Source organism: Nocardia sp. NPDC058176 (genome assembly GCF_042883805.1).
Classification (GTDB): Bacteria; Actinomycetota; Actinomycetes; order Mycobacteriales; family Mycobacteriaceae; genus Nocardia.
This window is the reverse complement of record NZ_JBHVVA010000005.1, coordinates 383422-400596: the sequence shown is the minus strand read 5'-3', so window position 1 is coordinate 400596 and position 17175 is coordinate 383422. Positions and strand designations below refer to the sequence as shown.

Genomic DNA, 17175 nt, shown 5'->3' with positions numbered 1-17175 from the left:
CTGTGCTGCTACGCCGTTAGTCTACGCTGTAGATAGACGGCATAGAGGCCGCTGGGGGCGGGCTAGCGCGTGGGATCGGGCAGGGTGGCGGTGAGGCCGGTGAGCAGGATGTCGAGGCCGCGTTCGAGTTCGGCGGCGCCGTCGTAGGCGGCCAGGGTCGGGGCCAGCGCGCGCAACAGCGGGAATTCGCCGATCGGCAGCCGGTGCAGGCCCAGGCGCAGGACCTCGTCGGATTCCTCGGGCCGCTCGACGATCTCCTGCAGTTCGTTGAGCACGTGGCCGTAGAGGAAGCCGAACAGCGCGCGGTAGACGTGCAGCGCGTCGGCGCCGGTGAAGCCCGCCGTGGTGAGCAGGCGCAGGACGCCTTCGAGCGGGCGGACCACCGCGGGCGGCCGCATCCCGAGCGGGGTGGACAGCGGCCGGGTCACCAGCAGCGGAACGACATTGGGGTGCGCGAGGGCCATCGCGCGGAACGCGCGGGCGACCGCGCGCAGCTGGGCGATCCAGTCGGGATCGTCGGCGTCGACGGTCAGCTGTTCGAAGACGAGTTCGGCCACGCCGTCGAGCACGGCGGCCTTGTTCGGCAGGTGCCGGTAGATCACCATCGGATCGCGCCCGACCGCCTCGGCGAGCCGCCGCATCGACAGCGCGTCGACACCGTCACGGTCGACGATCGTGAGCGCGGCGGCGAGCACCGATTCCCTGGTCACGGGTCCGCTGGGGCGTCCGAAGCGTGGTTCTGGCCGGTCTGTCGAACTTTCGGCCATCGGGGCACCTCCGTCTGCGTCGACTGGTGATCAGTGTAGGCCTACAGCGTTGACAAGGCGGTTGGTCCGGTGTGCCGATGGTCCGGGCCTTGGGGGTGGACCGGGCCATCGGCCTCGGGGTGGATGGTCAGCCGAGGAGGTTCCAGTCCTCCAGGCCTTGATACAACGGGACACTCTGCGCCAGCTTCGAGACCCGACCCCGCAGGGTTTCGGTATCGGAAGTGCCTGCCAGGGTCGCGGCGATGATGTCGGCGACCTCGGTGAACTCGCTGTCACCGAAGCCGCGGGTGGCCAGGGCGGCGGTGCCGATCCGCAGACCGGAGGTGACCATCGGGGGACGGGGGTCGAACGGGACCGCGTTGCGGTTGACCGTGATCCCGACCTCGTGGAGCAAGTCCTCGCCCTGCTGGCCGTCGAGTTCGGAGTTACGCAGATCGACCAGGACGAGGTGGACGTCGGTGCCGCCGGTCAACACCGAAACACCCTTGTCGGCGACATCGGCGCCGGTGAGGCGTTCGGCCAGGATCCGGGCACCGGCGAGGGTCCGTTGCTGGCGGTCGGTGAATTCGTCGGTCGCGGCGATCTTGAACGCCGCGGCCTTGGCCGCGATCACATGCATGAGCGGCCCGCCCTGCTGCCCGGGGAACACCGCACTGTTGAGCTTCTTGGCGAATTCCTGCTTGGCCAGAATCAACCCGGAGCGCGGGCCACCCAACGTTTTGTGGACGGTGGAGGACACGACATCGGCATACGGGACCGGGGAAGGATGCAGGCCCACGGCGACCAGGCCGGCGAAGTGGGCCATGTCGACCCACAGGTAGGCCCCGACCTCGTCGGCGATCTCCCGGAAGCGCGCGAAGTCCTGATGACGCGGGTAGGCCGACCAACCGGCCACGATGACCTTCGGTTTGGCTTTGATCGCGATGTCACGGACTTCGTCCATGTCGATGCGGTGGTCTTCTTTGGACACTCCGTAGGAGTGGACGTCGTAGAGCTTGCCCGAGAAGTTCAACCGCATGCCGTGGGTCAAATGCCCACCGTGGGCGAGGTCGAGACCCAACAACGTTTCGCCGGGGTTCATCAACGCCATGAGTACGGCGGCGTTGGCTTGGGCGCCGGAGTGGGGTTGGACGTTGGCGAATTCGGCGCCGAAGAGTTCTTTGGCGCGGTCACGGGCCAGGGTTTCGACGACGTCGACGGCTTCGCAGCCACCGTAGTAGCGGCGTCCGGGGTAGCCCTCGGCGTATTTGTTGGTCAGGACCGAGCCTTGGGCTTGCAGGACCGCGCGGGGGACGAAGTTCTCCGAGGCGATCATTTCGAGGGTGTCGCGTTCGCGGGCGAGTTCGCCTGCCATCGCGGCGGCCAACTCGGGATCAAGCTCGTCGAGGGACAGATCATTGACAGAGGTGCTGGAAACAACCACAGGTTCGAACTCCGTTGGCTAGCAAGGATGATCGCCGCCAGATCCGCGAGGCGACGGCCGCCGGATACGGCGTATCCGGCACAGCGGGCAGGTCTTCGGACTCACGGGCATCGACCCGGAATCCTCGGGTCGACCTACTGGCCGTCGCTTCCCGGACGTGCGCGTCCAGTGCCGATGACGGCGGTCGTTCCTGTTCACCGCTGCGGGACAGTCCCGGATTCCCACCGGGTTCCCTCTTTCGACGCTCGTGACGGATCGGGGGCTCCCGTAAACGTCGTCACCAGCGAACCAGCTGCGCGAACAGCATAGATGGGCAGCTCGGCGAGCGGAGAGCCCGGTCTCAGGCGAGGACCCGGGCCAGCGCCCGCCAGCGGCGGTGCCGGTGGCGGAACATCAGGTGGATGAAGGCGCGGGTCGCGAGGCCGTGCAGGCCGTCCTCGATCTCGATCTCGTCGGTGTAGCGGCAACTGTTCGGGCCGAGGGGTGCGAACGTCAGCCGGTGATTCCAGACGCGCAGCGGGCCGCCGTGCTCGTTGGTGTAGATCTCGAACTCGTCGAGCGAGACGATCCGCAGACGGTGGGTCCACAGCGGGACGATCCCGAACAGCCAGAGCCGGGCCGAACCCAGTGCGCCCGGTTCGATGTGCTCGGGAATGCTCATCCCCGGCACCCGCAGGTACGGCCGGACGACGTAGGCGAACAGTTCGGGTTTGGCGGCGAGCGAGCGGGCCAGCTCGGCGGAGATCGGCAGCTCGGTGGTCAGGCTCACCTTGGTCACGAGGTCGATGATGCCGGAGGCCACCGCGTCCGGCAATGCCCTCCCACGCCGCGATCGCGATCGCCGCTACGCGGTGCGCCGCAGGCAGCTACCGCGAGGCCCGTGCCGCGCGGTCGACCGGCGTGTACGGGATGTTGGCCGCGCGGTTCTGGTCGACCCGGATCGCGCGGCCCAGTTGCGGGAAGGCGCGCTGCGCGCACTCGTGGCGTTCGCAGATCTTGCAGCCCGCGCCGATCGGGACCGCGGTGGCCTCGTCGTGGATCGGCAGGCCGTGGGAGTAGACCAGCTTCTCGGCATAGGCCAGGTCGCACCCCAGTCCGATGGCGAAATCCCTTTTGGCGGAAAGGTATCCGGGCGCGCTCTCGTCGGTGGTGCGGGCCAGCCACAGGTACTTGCGGCCGTCGGGCATCTCGGCGATCTGCGTGCGGATCCGGCCCGGCGTGGTGAAGGCCTCGTGCACCACCCACAGCGGGCAGCTGCCACCGACCCGGGAGAAATGAAATGCGGTGGCCGACTGGCGTTTCGAGATATTGCCCGCTCGATCGGTGCGGACGAAGAAGAACGGCACCCCGCGCAGATTGGGCCGCTGCAGGGTGGACAGCCGGTGGCAGACGGTTTCGAAACCCACCTCGAACATGGCCGAGAGCAGATCGATGTCATAGCGCAATTCCTCGGCCGCATTGCGAAATCGCGTGTACGGCAGGATCAACGCGCCCGCGAAATAGTTGGCGAGGCCGACGCGCAACAGATCACGGGATTCGGCGGGCATCGTCTCCACCGAGGCGGCGAGCGCGTTGATGGTGTCGGCGTGGGTGAGGAAAGCCAACTGGGTGGCGAGCTGGAAGGCGCGCTGGCCGGGGGAGAGCCTGCGCGCCAGGATGATGTGCCGCGCGGCGGGATCGTAGATCCGTTTCGGGCCGGGATCGGTCGGCATGTCCGAGCGGATGGTGACGCTGATGCCGTGGCGCTCGTGCAGCAGCCGGGTCAATTGCAGATCGAGTCCGCCGACGGTGAGCCGATTGTCGACGAACATCTGCTCGGCCGCCCGGTCGAGTTCGGGGATGTGATTGCGCCGGTCGTAGAAGAAGTCGCGGACGTCCTCGTACGGCATCGCGGTGCCGGGTTCGACGGCCGAGCCCTCGATGTCGGCGGAGAACTGTTCGACCTGCTGGGTCGCGCCGCGCAGGCGCCGGTGCAGGCTCACCAGCAGCCGGGCCGCGCCGGGCACGCGGGACAGCAGATCCTCGAGCTCGGCATTGGTGATCGAGGCCGCTTCCGGGTCCTCGGCGAACACGTCCTGCAGGTCGGCCAGCAGCCGGGCGTCGGTGTCGGCGGCGAAGAATCCCATGTCCAGGTCGAAGGTGGCGTTCAGGCGCAGCAGCACCGGGACGGTGAGCGGGCGCTGGTCGTTCTCGAGCTGGTTGACGTAACTCACCGATAGCCCGAGGACCTTCGCCATCCCCGATTGGGACAGCTGCCGTTGTTCGCGCAGCGTGCGCAGCCGAGCGCCTGCGTACATCTTCTGCATGCCGCCAATGTATCAGCATCGCTTTTCACAACTTCCACAAATTTGCTGAATTCCGTCCACAACATTTGGCATTTGCGGTGTATTTCGCGGTGATCAGGGCGTGTGTAACGTGCGAATACAAGCGCATCAACAACCGCTCTGGGAGGCCTCGACCGTGAAGAACCACCTTGTCCGCACGCACCGCTCCGCCGAGGATTTCCCCCGGGAAGAACATCTCGCGTGGCGGATCGCCGAGGTTGCCGCCGATCCGGTCGCGGTGGCCGCGGAGACCGAGGAGATGATCGTCAACCGGATCATCGACAACGCGTCGGTGGCGGCGGCCTCGATCACCCGCCGCCCGGTGGCCAACGCCCGCGCCCAGGCCCAGGCCCACCCGTACGGCCCCGGCGCCGCCGTGTTCGGCGTGCCCGGCCGGTTCTCGCCGGAGTGGGCGGCCCTGGCCAACGGTGTCGCCGTGCGTGAGCTCGACTTCCACGACACCTTCCTGGCCGCCGAGTACTCGCACCCGGGCGACAACATCCCGTCGATCCTCGCGGTCGCCCAGCACACCGGTCGCGACGGTCGCGATCTGATCCGCGGTCTGGCCGCCGGCTACGAGATCCAGGTCGACCTGGTCCGCGCGATCTGCCTGCACGAGCACAAGATCGACCACGTCGCCCACCTCGGCCCCTCGGCCGCGGCAGGCATCGGCACCCTGCTCGGCCTCGACACCGAGACCATCTACCAGGCCATCGGCCAGGCCCTGCACACCACGACGGCCACCCGCCAGTCCCGCAAGGGCGAGATCTCGAGCTGGAAGGCCTACGCCCCCGCCTTCGCCGGGAAGATGGCGGTGGAAGCGGTCGACCGCGCGCTGCGTGGTGAGGGCGCGCCGTCGCCGATCTGGGAGGGCGAGGACGGTGTCATCGCCTGGCTGCTCGGCGGTCCGAAGGTGGAGTACTCGGTGCCGCTGCCCGGCCCCGGCGAGGCCAAGCGCGGCATCCTCGACACCTACACCAAGGAGCACTCGGCCGAGTACCAGAGCCAGGCCCCGATCGACCTGGCGTTCCGCCTGCGCGAGCGGATCGGCGATCTGGACCAGATCGCGACCGTCGTGCTGCACACCAGCCACCACACGCACTACGTGATCGGCACCGGCTCGAACGACCCGCAGAAGTTCGACCCCAAGGCTTCTCGCGAGACCCTCGATCACTCGATCATGTACATCTTCGCGGTCGCCCTGCAGGACGGCACCTGGCACCACGAGCGCTCCTACGCCCCCGAGCGCGCCCAGCGCCCGGACACCATCGAGCTGTGGAACAAGATCTCCACCGCCGAGGACCCGGAGTGGACCCGCCGCTACCACTCGACCGACCCGAACGAGAAGGCCTTCGGCGCCCGCGCCGAGGTCACGCTCAAGAGCGGCGAGGTGATCGTCGACGAGCTGGCCGTGGCCGACGCGCACCCGCTCGGCGCGCGCCCGTTCGCCCGCGAGCAGTACATCGCCAAGTTCCGCACCCTGGCCGATGGCGTCATCGAACCGGCCGAGCAGGACCGCTTCCTCGAGGTCGCCCAGCGCACCCCCGAGCTGTCCGCTGAGGAGCTGGGTCAGCTGAATTTCACCGTCTCCGACGAGGTGCTCGCCCGCACCCCGCAGCTGCCCAAGGGCCTGTTCTGATGACCGGCCTGCTGGCTTCGGCGACCTCGGCCGCCGACAAGCGTGCCGCGTTCCGGGCCGGACTCGCGTCCGACCGCATCCAGCGGTTCCCCGGCGCGTTCAACCCGCTGGTGGCCAAGCTGATCCAGGAGATCGGCTTCGAGGGCGTGTATGTCTCGGGCGCGGTGGTCTCGGCCGATCTGGCCCTGCCCGACATCGGTCTCACCACGTTGAGCGAGGTCACCGGGCGCGGTCAGCAGATCGCGCGGGTCACCGACCTGCCGGTGCTCATCGACGCCGACACCGGTTTCGGTGAGCCGATGAGCGCGGCCCGCACGGTCACCTTCCTCGAGGACGCCGGGATCGCCGGCGCGCACTTCGAGGACCAGGTGAATCCGAAGCGCTGCGGCCACCTCGACGGCAAGGCCGTCGTCCCCACCGGGGAGATGGTGCGCAGGCTGCGGGCGGCGGTGGCGGCGCGGCGCGATCCGAACTTCGTCATCTGCGCGCGCACCGACGCCGCCGGGATCGAGGGCATCGACGCGGCGATCGAACGGGCGCAGGCCTACGCCGAGGCGGGTGCGGACCTGATCTTCACCGAAGCGCTCTCCGAGGCAGCCGAATTCGAGAAGTTCCGGGCCGCGGTCTCGACCCCGCTGCTGGCGAACATGACCGAATTCGGCAAGTCCGAACTGATTCCGGCCGAGACCCTGGAATCCATCGGCTACAACGCGGTGATCTACCCGGTCTCCACCCTGCGGCTGGCGATGTTCGCCGCCGAAGCCGGGCTGCGCGAGATCTTCGAGCAGGGCACCCAGGCCGGTCTGCTCGACCGGATGCAGCATCGCAGCCGTCTCTACGAGTTGCTGCAGTACGAGCGCTACAACGAATTCGATTCCGACATCTTCAATTTCGCGCTGGGAAGGGATCAGTGATGACGGACATCGCCGTACCGACCATCTACAAGGGCCTCGCCGGGGTCGTCGTCGACACCACCGCGATCTCCAAGGTGGTTCCGGAGACCAACTCGCTGACCTATCGCGGCTACGCCGTGCAGGATCTGGCGGCGCACTGCAGCTTCGAGCAGGTGGCCTACCTGCTCTGGAACGGCGAGCTGCCCGATCACCGTGAGCTGGAACGGTTCTGCCAGCAGGAGCGGGCCTCCCGCCGGGCGGATCGCTCGCTGCTGTCGCTGGTGGCCAAGATGCCGGACAACTGCCACCCGATGGACATCGTCCGCACCGCGATCAGCTACCTCGGTGCCGAGGACCCGGCCGAGGACGACAACTCGGCGAAGGCCAACCGCGCCAAGTCCCTTCGGATGCTGGCCGTGTTGCCGACGATCGTGGCCGCCGACCACCGTCGTCGTCAGGGTCTGGACCCGATCGCGCCGCATTCGCACCTCGGGTACGCGGAGAACTTCCTGAACATGTGCTTCGGCACCATTCCCTCGCGGGAACTGGTGAAGGCGTTCGAGGTCTCGCTGATCCTCTACGCCGAGCACAGCTTCAACGCCTCGACTTTCGCGGCCAGGGTCGTCACCTCGACGCTGTCCGACATCTACAGCGCGGTCACCGCCGCCATCGGCGCGTTGAAGGGCCCGCTGCACGGCGGCGCCAACGAGGCCGTCATGCACGACATGCTCGAGATCGGCGATCCCGCCCTGGCCGAGCAGTGGTTGCGGAACAAGCTGGCGCACAAGGAAAAGGTGATGGGCTTCGGCCACCGGGTCTACAAGAACGGTGACTCCCGGGTGCCGACGATGAAGCAGGCGTTCCTCGACATCGCCGCCGCCACCGACGGTGACAAGTGGGTGCGGATGTACGAGATCCTCGAACGCACCATGGACGAGGCCACCGGCATCAAACCCAACCTCGATTTCCCGACCGGCCCGGCCTACTACCTGCTCGGCTTCGACATCGAGGTGTTCACCCCGATCTTCGTGATGAGCCGGATCACCGGCTGGACCGCGCACATCATCGAACAGGGTGAATCCAATGCGCTGATCCGTCCCCTGAGCGAATACGTCGGGGTGCCGCAGCGCGCGGTCGTGGCCTAGCTCGCAGCTCTCCAGTCATCGGCGGTCCGCACCAACCGTGCGGGCCGCCGCTTCGTTCCCGGCGCACCCTCGCTGACGCCCCGACTCGACAAGGTCGATATGTTCTCCCGAATCCTGGTAGCCAATCGTGGCGAGATCGCCATCCGTGCCTTCCGCGCCGCGTACGAACTCGGCGCGAGTACGGCGGCGGTGTTCCCGTACGAGGACCGCAATTCCCCGCACCGGCACAAGGCCGATCAGTCCTATCAGATCGGGGTGGAGGGTCATCCGGTCCGCGCGTATCTGTCCATCGAGGCGATCGTCGAGGCGGCGAAATCCGCGGGGGCGGACGCGATCTATCCGGGATACGGGTTCCTGTCGGAGAATCCGGATCTCGCGGCGGCCTGTGCTCGCGAGGGCATCACCTTCGTCGGGCCCACCGCCGAGGTGCTCGAGATGGCGGGTAACAAGGCGACCGCGATCGAGGCGGCGCGCGCTGCCGGGCTGCCGGTGTTGAAGTCCAGTGAACCCTCGGCCGATATCGAGGAACTGCTCGCGGCCTCGGCCGAGCTCGAGTACCCGATCTTCGTCAAGGCCGTCGCCGGTGGTGGTGGGCGCGGTATGCGCCGGGTCGCTACGCCCGAACTGTTGCGTGAGTCGATCGAGGCGGCCTCGCGGGAGGCGGAGTCGGCCTTCGGTGATCCCACCGTGTTTCTCGAGCAGGCGGTGGTGAATCCGCGTCATATCGAGGTGCAGATCCTGGCCGATCAATACGGCAATGTCATGCATCTGTTCGAGCGGGACTGCTCGCTGCAGCGCCGCCATCAGAAGGTGATCGAGCTGGCGCCCGCGCCGAATCTGGATCCCGCACTGCGGGAACGGATCTGCGCGGATGCGGTGGCTTTCGCTCGTCAGATCGGTTACATCAACGCGGGCACCGTGGAGTTCCTGCTCGACGAGCGTGGCAATCATGTCTTCATCGAGATGAATCCGCGCATTCAGGTGGAACACACGGTGACCGAGGAGATCACCGATGTGGACCTGGTGCAGTCACAGTTGCGGATCGCGGCGGGGGAGTCCCTGGCAGATCTGGGATTGAGTCAGGAGACGGTGACGATTCGCGGTGCGGCCCTGCAGTGCCGGATCACCACCGAGGACCCCGCCAATGGATTCCGGCCCGATACCGGCCGGATCACCGCGTATCGGACGCCGGGTGGTGCGGGCATCCGGCTCGACGGCGGGGCGACCGTCGGCGCGGAGATCGGGGCGCATTTCGATTCGCTGCTGGTCAAACTCACCAGCCGGGGCAAGGATTTCCCGGCGGCGGTGGCACGCGCCCAGCGGGCCGTCACGGAATTCCGTATTCGCGGACTGGCGACGAACATCCCGTTCCTGCAGGCGGTCCTTGATGATCCCGATTTTCGGGCCGGTCGGGTCGACACGTCGTTCATCGATGAGCGGCCGGGCCTGGTGACGCAGCGGGTCTCGGCCGATCGCGCGTCGAAGATTCTCGAGTATCTGGCGGATGTGACGGTCAACAAGCCGCATGGCGACCGGCCGACGACGGTGTACCCGCAGGACAAGCTGCCCGCGCTCGACCTGACGGTGCCGCCGGTGCCCGGGTCGCGGCAGCGGCTGCTGGCGCTCGGACCGGAGGGTTTCGCGCGTGCGCTGCGGGAGCAGAAGGCGCTAGCGGTCACCGACACGACCTTCCGTGACGCGCACCAGTCGCTGTTGGCGACGCGGGTGCGGACCAATGGTCTGCTCGGTGTGGCGGGGCATGTGGCCCGGTTGACGCCGGAGTTGTTGTCGATCGAGGCATGGGGCGGCGCGACTTACGATGTGGCGCTGCGGTTCCTGCACGAGGATCCGTGGGAGCGGTTGGCCGCGCTGCGTGAAGCGGTGCCGAACATCTGCTTGCAGATGCTGCTGCGGGGGCGCAATACGGTCGGCTACACGCCGTATCCGGAACAGGTCACGCGCGCTTTCGTTTCCGAGGCGACCGCGACCGGTATCGATATCTTCCGGATCTTCGATGCGCTCAACAATGTCGAGCAGATGCGGCCGGCGATCGAGGCGGTGCGGGAGACCGGCACGGCTGTCGCCGAGGTGGCGCTGAGTTATACCGGGGATCTGCTCGATCCGAACGAGTCGCTGTACACGCTGGATTACTACTTGAAGTTGGCGGAGCAGATCGTCGACGCGGGTGCGCATGTACTCGCGATCAAGGACATGGCGGGTCTGCTGCGTGCGCCGGCTGCGGCGAAACTGGTTACCGCGCTGCGGAGTAACTTCGATCTGCCGGTTCACGTGCACACCCATGACACTCCCGGTGGACAGCTGGCGACGTATCTGGCCGCGTGGCAGGCGGGCGCGGATGCTGTCGATGGGGCGAGTGCCGCGATGGCGGGGACGACGAGTCAGCCTGCGCTGTCGGCCATTGTCGCCGCTGCCGCGCACAGTGAGCAGGACACAGGTCTGAATTTGCAGAACGTGTGCGATCTGGAGCCGTATTGGGAGGCTTTGCGAAAGGTCTACGCGCCGTTCGAATCCGGTCTGCCCGCGCCGACCGGTCGGGTGTACACCCATGAGATTCCGGGTGGTCAGTTGTCGAATCTTCGGCAGCAGGCCATTGCCCTCGGGTTGGGGGATCGGTTCGAGGATGTCGAGGCGAAATACGCTGCTGCCGATCGGCTTCTGGGCCGTCTCATCAAGGTGACGCCTTCGTCGAAGGTTGTCGGTGACTTGGCTTTGGCCTTGGTGGGCAGTGGGGTCGATATCGAGGACTTCGCCGCCGACCCGGGCCGTTATGACATTCCCGATTCGGTGATCGGTTTCCTGCGTGGTGAACTCGGGACTCCGGCCGGTGGTTGGCCGGAACCGTTCCGTAGCAAGGCACTGGCGGGGCGGAACGAGCCCAAGCCCGATACCCCGCTGTCTCCGGCGGATCAGGCCGGTCTGGACGGTTCCTCTGAGGAGCGTCGTGACACGTTGAATCGTCTGCTGTTCCCGGGCCCGACTGCGGAGTTCCGTACTCATCGGGAGAAGTACGGCGACACGACGGGTCTGTCGGAGAATCAGTTCTTCTACGGTTTGCGTCGCGGCGAAGAACACCGCGTTCAGTTGGAGAAGGGCGTCACCCTGCTCATCGGTCTGGAAGCGATTTCCGAGCCGGATGAGAAGGGTATGCGCACGGTCATGTGCATCATGAACGGTCAGTTGCGGCCGATCGCGGTGCGTGATCGTTCGATCGCTTCGGAGGTTCCGGTCGCGGAGAAGGCCGACAAGAACAATGCGGGTCATATCGCCGCACCGTTCGCCGGAGTGGTGACTCTCGCTGTCGCCGAAGGAGATTCGGTCGCAGTGGGTGACACGGTGGGCACGATCGAGGCGATGAAGATGGAAGCGGCCATCACCGCGCCGCGCGCCGGTATCGTCGTACGGGTCGCCACGGCGAAGGTGCAGCAGGTCGAGGGCGGCGACCTACTAGTGGAACTGGGGGAGAGCCGATGACCGGTGATGAACGACCCGAAACGACCGGCCCGCGACCGACATCATTCATCTCCCGCACCCCCTCGGTCGCGCAGAGCCTGCGCGCCCACCCGGGCCGCGACGTGCCCTTCTCGGTCGAATGCAACCCGCCCCGCGATGCCAAGGGCGAGGCCAGACTGTGGCGCACGGTGCGCGAGTTCGAACGCATGCACCCCGCCTTCGTCTCCATGACCTACGGCGCCGGCGGCTCCACCAAGGACCGCACCGTCCGCATCACCGGCGAGTTGGCGACCGAGACCACCCTGCTCCCGGTCGCCCACCTCACCGCCGTCGGCCACAGCCTCGCCGAACTGCGTTCTCTGGTCGGCTCCTACGCCGACTCGGGCATCCGTAACCTGCTCGTCCTGCGCGGTGACCCGCCGGGCGACCCGCTCGGTGAGTGGCGCAAGCACCCGAGCGGTGTCGAATATGCCGACGAGCTGGTCCGGATCGTGCGCGACCTCGGCGATTTCCACGTAGGCGTGGCCTCGTTCCCCCAGGGGCACCACCGCTCACCCGACCTCGACCACGACACCCGCCACCTCGCCGCGAAACTGCGTGCGGGCGCGGAGTATTCGATCACCCAGATGTTCTTCGAGGTGGAGCACTACCTGCGCCTGCGCGACCGCGTCATCGCCATGGACCCGGTCGAGGGCGCCAAGCCGATCATCCCCGAACTCATGCCCATCACCTCCCTGCGCACCGTCCAGCGCGCCGAGGAACTCTGCGGCCGCGCCCTGCCGAGATCGGTGATGACCCGGCTGGAGAAGGCCGCGGGCACCGGCCCCGAGGAAGACCGCGCCGCCGTCCGCGCCGTCGGCATCGAGATCGCCACCGAGATCGCTCAGCGCCTCATCGACGAGGGCGCCCCCTGCCTGCACTTCATCACCCTCAACTTCGCCAAGGCCACCAGCGAAGTCCTCAGCAACCTCGGCTACGCCACCCACGCCGCCACCCCCGCCGTCGCCTGACTCACCTGGACCACTGATCACCAGGCGCCGGTGACGTGCGTTCTCGGCCGATACTCACCTGAGAGCGTGGTGATCAACCGTCCAACCCGCGCGGACGGGTAATTCGCTCGACGGCGCGTTGCGTCGTTGTTAGCGTGGGGGCATGCAAATGCTGTTCTTCCTCTGAGATTCCGGGCCCGCATCCGCGTCGGCGGATGGTTGACGGCCCCCTTCGATGTTCCGTCGCGCGCTCGGCGCGCGTTCATCGACCAGGGCGCATTCCCCTACCCGGTTGTGGGTGTGGCGTGCCCGGAGGAAGACATGACCAACCGAATTCGGCCTGCCCGTGCGCGGGCACAACTGACCTGTTCCAACATCCGCGTCCAGCGCGGCGAACGCACCGTGCTCGACGGCGTCGACCTGACGGTCTCGCCCGGATCGCGGTGGGCGATCGTCGGCGAGAACGGGCGCGGCAAGTCCACGCTGCTGCACGTGCTCGCCGGACTGCTCACCCCCGACGACGGCACGGTCGGGCGCGTCGGCACGCTGGCGCTGGCCACCCAGGAAATGCCCGACCACGACGACCGCACCGTCGGCGCGGTCATCGACGAGCACCTGGCCGCCGCCCGCGCCGCCATGTGCCGGCTCGACGAGGCCACCGCGGCGCTCGCCGACGGCAGTCCGGGCGCTGACGAGGACTACAGCGAAGCGCTCGACCTGGCCCAACTGCTCGACGCCTGGGACGCCGATCGTCGCGTCGACATCGCCCTCGACGGACTCGGCGCCGTCACCGACCGCGACCGGCCGCTGTCCACCCTCTCGGTGGGGCAGCGCTACCGGGTGCGGTTGGCGGTGCTGCTGGCCGCCGGGGACGATTTCCTACTGCTCGACGAGCCGACCAACCACCTCGACCGGGCCGCACTGGACTTCCTCACCGCCCGGCTGCGCGCCTTCGCGGGCGGTGTCGTGGTGGTGAGTCACGACCGCGCCCTGCTCACCGATGTCGCACAGTCGTTCCTCGACCTCGATCCCACCCGGGACGGCCGACCCCGCGTCTACGGCGGCGGCTACGCCGGATACGGCGACGGCCGCGCCGCCGAACACGCGCGCTGGGCCGAGGAATACGACCAGCAGCAGAGCGAACGCACCCGCCTGGCCCAGGACCTGTCGGCGGCCCAGAACCGCCTGGTCACCGGCTGGCGACCGGACAAGGGCACCGGCAAGCACTCCCGCGCGACTCGGGCGGGCTCGGTGGCGCGGGCCGTGCACCGCCGCCAGGACGAACTGGAACGGCACCGCCTCACCGCACCCACACCGCCGCAGCGGTTCACCATGCCGGAGCTGCCCGCACGGGCCGGGGTGACGGTGGTGCGCGCCGAGAACGTCACGGTGACAGGGCGATTGGCCGAACCGGTCGAGTTGTCGCTGGACTCGGGCGATCGCCTGGTGATCAGCGGGGCCAACGGTGCGGGCAAATCGACTCTGCTGAGCGTGCTGACCGGCGCGCTCGAGCCGACGACCGGACAGTTGCATCGCGCCCGCAAGGCGCGAATCCACCTGCTACAGCAGGAATCCCGCTGGCCACTGCGCCGCCGGGCCCGCGAGGTCTACGACACCCACCTCGCCGACCTGGTCACCGCCGGGCTGCTCGCCGAGGGTGACGTCGTCGGGTTGTCCACACTCGGCCTGCTGTCCTCGCGCGAGGCGAACAAGCCGATCGGTGACCTGTCCATGGGCCAGCAACGCCGCCTCGACCTCGCCTGCGCCCTGGCCGCCCGCCCACACGCCCTGCTTCTCGACGAGCCGACCAACCACCTTTCCATCACCCTGGTCGACGAGCTCACCGAGGCCCTGCACGCCACCGCGGCGGCGGTCATCGTGGCCACCCACGACCGGCAACTGGGGCGTGACCTGCGGGACTGGCCACGGCTCGAACTGGGGGTACGAACCGGGTCGACCGCGTAGCGCACGCCGAGCGCGCACTGTCATCCACGGCGGTCGCGAACTCGACCGATCGCACTGACAGTGCACGCTCGGCGTCGGCACCCCGTGGATCGGATCGCCGTCACCGAAGACGCCCACGTCAGGTTCCCCGGTCGGCCGGACTGTTCCGGTTGAGCAGCGGCGGTGCGGAATTCGTTGTGCCGCACCGCCGCCGCCTACGGGATCAGTTCAGGGTGCCAAGGCGCAGGAACACCGTCTCACCCGTGGCGTCGTCGAGACCGTCGTTGTCGGTGACGGCGTAGAGCTGGCCATTGCCCGCGACCGTCAGGCCCTCGACCTTCTCCTGCACCCAGCCGTTGGTCGCGCGCAGTTCGGGGAGCAGGTCGCGGACCTGGGTCTTGGCGAGCACGCTCGGCGCGGCGGTGCCGGTGACGCCCGCGTCCGTCGGGATCCGCACGCTGGTGACCGACTTCAGCACGGCGGCGGGACCGCTGAGCTTGTCGCGTTCGATCAGCAGCAGCGAATCACCGTCGACCACGATCTCGGAGATACCGATCCAGTCACCGGCGGCGTCGGTGGTCTCGAGCTGGTAGCCGTACCACTGCCACTCGCCCGACGCGGGCTCGTACTTACCGATGCGGGTGACGCCCTTCGGGTCACCCTTCAGCTCGCGTTGCAGCGCCACCCACACGACTTCGGTGTCACCGGAGCCCTGCACCGCGACGCCTTCCAGCCCCTGCGCGCCCAGGCCCGCGGCGATCTCGGCGGGCAGTGCGATCCGCTCCTCGATCGCACCGTCGGCGGAGACCCGGATCAGCTCGTTGCCGGGGCCGTCCTTGCCCTCGACGGCGAGGTAGAAGCCGCCGTCGGCGCGGGCGGTGAGACCTTCGATGTCGAGAGTCACCGGCTTGCCGTTCTCGGTGACCGGGATCTGACGGTCGATCACCGCGGGGACGACCGAGACGTCGACGCCGAGAATGCGGGCCGGGCCGTAGGCGATGTCCGAGGCGGTGAACAGCCGATCGGCATCGGCCGGGTCGGCGCTGAGCGCACCGAGCGCACCCCAGCCGATCGGCGCGCCATCGACGTCGGCGGACACGATCGACGGGAACTCCGGCGTCGCGGACTCGGCGAATTCGGTGCCGAAACCGAACATCGAGACCGTGCCGCGCACACCGGTTTCGGCGTCGTCGGTCTCCGAGGACACCGCGAGCAGATTGCGCGACGGGATCGGCAGAATGCCCTCCGGCCCCACTCCGGTCGCCAGCACCTGGCGGAACTTCGGCGCGGTCACCTCGGACACGTCGTACACCGCGACGAAATTGCTGCGCTCGGAGCCGACGAGCACCACCGGCTTGCCGTCCAGTTCGGTGACGGCGAGGCCCTCCGGCTCGGTGCCCTTCTTGTCGGCGCGCCCGTCGTTGAACAGGCCGACCCGCGACGCGAGCTGTTCGAAGGAGTTGCCCGCGTCCCAGACGACCGTGCCGGTCTTCGCGTCGAAGATGGTCCAGCCGCGGGTGCCACCGCGCCAGTCGCCCTCGTTCGCGGTGACCACGTAGTCGTCGCCGATCCAGCCGATCGCGTCCGGCTCGCGCGGCACATCCTCGATCGAACCGGTCGGATCGATCAGGCCGTCCTTCTCGGTGTCGATGCCGTCGACGGAGGTGGTGCCCGCGGAGAAGATCGTGCGCACGGTGGCGGTCGCGGCGTCGATGATCGCGATGCCGTTGTTCTCCTGCAGGGTGAGGGCGACCTCGCCACGGGAGTTGAAGCTGACGTACTCGGGCTCGAGGTCTTCGGGCGCGGTCAGTCCCGCCGAGCGGGCGGCGGCCTCGTCGAGGCGGACCGGGGTCGCGGCCCACTGCGGCACCGCGCCCGACAGGTCGATCAGCTGCACGAAACCCGTCGGCGGCTGCGGCAGGTCGCCTTCTTCACCGCCGGCCGGGGTGAAGGTCTCGTCGCGCTGGTTCTCCATCGCGATGGCCGCGTACTTGCCGTCGGCGCTGACCGCGATCGAGTCCGGCTGGCCGCCGAGATCGATGCTGTGCACGGTGGTGCGATCGCTGATCCGCACCACGTCGACGCGTCCGGACGGTGCGACGAAATCGCCGCCGCTGCTGTCGACGACCACCAGGACGTGCTCGCCGACGACGGCCACCGAGGTCGGCTGATCGTCGGCGTGGCCCGGCTGGGCCAGCGACAGCGAGCCGGCGCCCCGCGGGTTCTTCGGATCGCTCAGGTCGAGGAAGCCGATCCGCTGACCCATCGCGTCGGTGTAGATCAGGGTCTTGCCGTCCTCGGTGACCGCCGAGATCTCCGCGGAGGTCGGGGCCGCCGCGTCGGCCTCGGCGGGCCGGTTCTCGAAGACCGGGTAGGTGGCGAGCCGGTGGTAGCTGGTCGCCGCGTCACGTTCCCATCCCGCCGCTGCTGCCGGACCACTCTTGGACTCATCGGTCCCGCAGGCGACGGCGAGCACCGCCACCGTCGCGACCGCCGCACCCAGACGCCACTTACCCATTCCGGCCAAAACTCAACTCCTAGCGAACGAACTCCGCCCCACAGGTGGGGAACCCGGCGATC

The 17175-nt window shown here is 68.1% G+C and carries 11 protein-coding genes and 1 riboswitch; of the genes, 6 read left to right on the top strand and 5 right to left on the bottom strand.

The window, feature by feature from the left end:
• Positions 1–62: 62 nt before the first annotated feature.
• From ACFVVM_RS26210 to ACFVVM_RS26195, 4 genes are all read right to left on the bottom strand, one after another.
• Positions 63–767 (bottom strand): TetR/AcrR family transcriptional regulator C-terminal domain-containing protein, encoded by a 705-nt coding sequence (locus tag ACFVVM_RS26210; protein ID WP_387623318.1) that lies wholly within the window; start codon positions 765–767, stop codon positions 63–65.
• Between the two features lie 127 nt (positions 768–894).
• Positions 895–2190, bottom strand: a complete 1296-nt coding sequence (glyA, locus tag ACFVVM_RS26205) for a serine hydroxymethyltransferase (protein ID WP_387623316.1) — start codon at positions 2188–2190, stop codon at positions 895–897.
• A gap of 68 nt (positions 2191–2258) precedes the next feature.
• Positions 2259–2490, bottom strand: a riboswitch (cobalamin riboswitch).
• Between the two features lie 40 nt (positions 2491–2530).
• Positions 2531–2977, bottom strand: a complete 447-nt coding sequence (locus ACFVVM_RS26200) for a hypothetical protein (protein WP_387623502.1) — start codon at positions 2975–2977, stop codon at positions 2531–2533.
• A 79-nt stretch (positions 2978–3056) separates the two neighbouring features.
• Entirely contained in the window at positions 3057–4496 is a 1440-nt protein-coding gene (locus ACFVVM_RS26195) for a short-chain fatty acyl-CoA regulator family protein (RefSeq protein ID WP_387623313.1), read from the bottom strand.
• 154 nt (positions 4497–4650) lie between these two features.
• Here ACFVVM_RS26195 and prpD point away from each other — a divergent pair, with 154 nt between their 5' ends.
• The 6 genes from prpD (at position 4651) to ACFVVM_RS26165 (ending at position 14616) form a co-directional block, all read left to right on the top strand.
• Positions 4651–6153: a 2-methylcitrate dehydratase PrpD gene (gene prpD, locus ACFVVM_RS26190; RefSeq protein ID WP_387623309.1), complete on the top strand. Its 1503-nt coding sequence runs from the start codon at positions 4651–4653 to the stop codon at positions 6151–6153.
• A complete protein-coding gene (gene prpB, locus ACFVVM_RS26185; protein ID WP_387623307.1) occupies positions 6153–7067 on the top strand; it encodes a methylisocitrate lyase in 915 nt (304 codons plus the stop codon). The genes prpD and prpB overlap by 1 nt, the downstream gene beginning before the upstream one ends.
• Positions 7067–8191: a bifunctional 2-methylcitrate synthase/citrate synthase gene (locus tag ACFVVM_RS26180; RefSeq protein ID WP_387623304.1), complete on the top strand. Its 1125-nt coding sequence runs from the start codon at positions 7067–7069 to the stop codon at positions 8189–8191. The genes prpB and ACFVVM_RS26180 overlap by 1 nt, the downstream gene beginning before the upstream one ends.
• A gap of 99 nt (positions 8192–8290) precedes the next feature.
• Entirely contained in the window at positions 8291–11683 is a 3393-nt protein-coding gene (locus tag ACFVVM_RS26175) for a pyruvate carboxylase (RefSeq protein WP_387623302.1), read from the top strand.
• On the top strand, positions 11680–12672 hold the full coding sequence (locus tag ACFVVM_RS26170) for a methylenetetrahydrofolate reductase (RefSeq protein WP_387623299.1): 993 nt from the start codon (positions 11680–11682) through the stop codon (positions 12670–12672). The genes ACFVVM_RS26175 and ACFVVM_RS26170 overlap by 4 nt, the downstream gene beginning before the upstream one ends.
• Positions 12673–12972: 300 nt before the next feature.
• Entirely contained in the window at positions 12973–14616 is a 1644-nt protein-coding gene (locus tag ACFVVM_RS26165) for an ABC-F family ATP-binding cassette domain-containing protein (RefSeq protein WP_387623297.1), read from the top strand.
• Between the two features lie 202 nt (positions 14617–14818).
• On the opposite strand, the gene ACFVVM_RS26160 is transcribed toward ACFVVM_RS26165, so the two are convergent.
• Positions 14819–17113, bottom strand: coding sequence for an esterase-like activity of phytase family protein (locus ACFVVM_RS26160; protein WP_387623294.1), 2295 nt, complete (start codon positions 17111–17113; stop codon positions 14819–14821).
• Positions 17114–17175: the final 62 nt, after the last annotated feature.

What these genes read in the sequence shown, in the direction of transcription:
- ACFVVM_RS26210 (WP_387623318.1), bottom strand. Translation starts at nt 767, where the DNA reads ATGGCCGAAAGTTCGACAGACCGGCCAGAACCACGCTTCGGACGCCCC.
- ACFVVM_RS26195 (WP_387623313.1), bottom strand. Translation starts at nt 4,496, where the DNA reads ATGCAGAAGATGTACGCAGGCGCTCGGCTGCGCACGCTGCGCGAACAA.
- prpB (WP_387623307.1), top strand. Translation starts at nt 6,153, where the DNA reads ATGACCGGCCTGCTGGCTTCGGCGACCTCGGCCGCCGACAAGCGTGCC.
- ACFVVM_RS26180 (WP_387623304.1), top strand. Translation starts at nt 7,067, where the DNA reads ATGACGGACATCGCCGTACCGACCATCTACAAGGGCCTCGCCGGGGTC.
- ACFVVM_RS26175 (WP_387623302.1), top strand. Translation starts at nt 8,291, where the DNA reads ATGTTCTCCCGAATCCTGGTAGCCAATCGTGGCGAGATCGCCATCCGT.
- ACFVVM_RS26170 (WP_387623299.1), top strand. Translation starts at nt 11,680, where the DNA reads ATGACCGGTGATGAACGACCCGAAACGACCGGCCCGCGACCGACATCA.
- ACFVVM_RS26165 (WP_387623297.1), top strand. Translation starts at nt 12,973, where the DNA reads ATGACCAACCGAATTCGGCCTGCCCGTGCGCGGGCACAACTGACCTGT.
- ACFVVM_RS26160 (WP_387623294.1), bottom strand. Translation starts at nt 17,113, where the DNA reads ATGGGTAAGTGGCGTCTGGGTGCGGCGGTCGCGACGGTGGCGGTGCTC.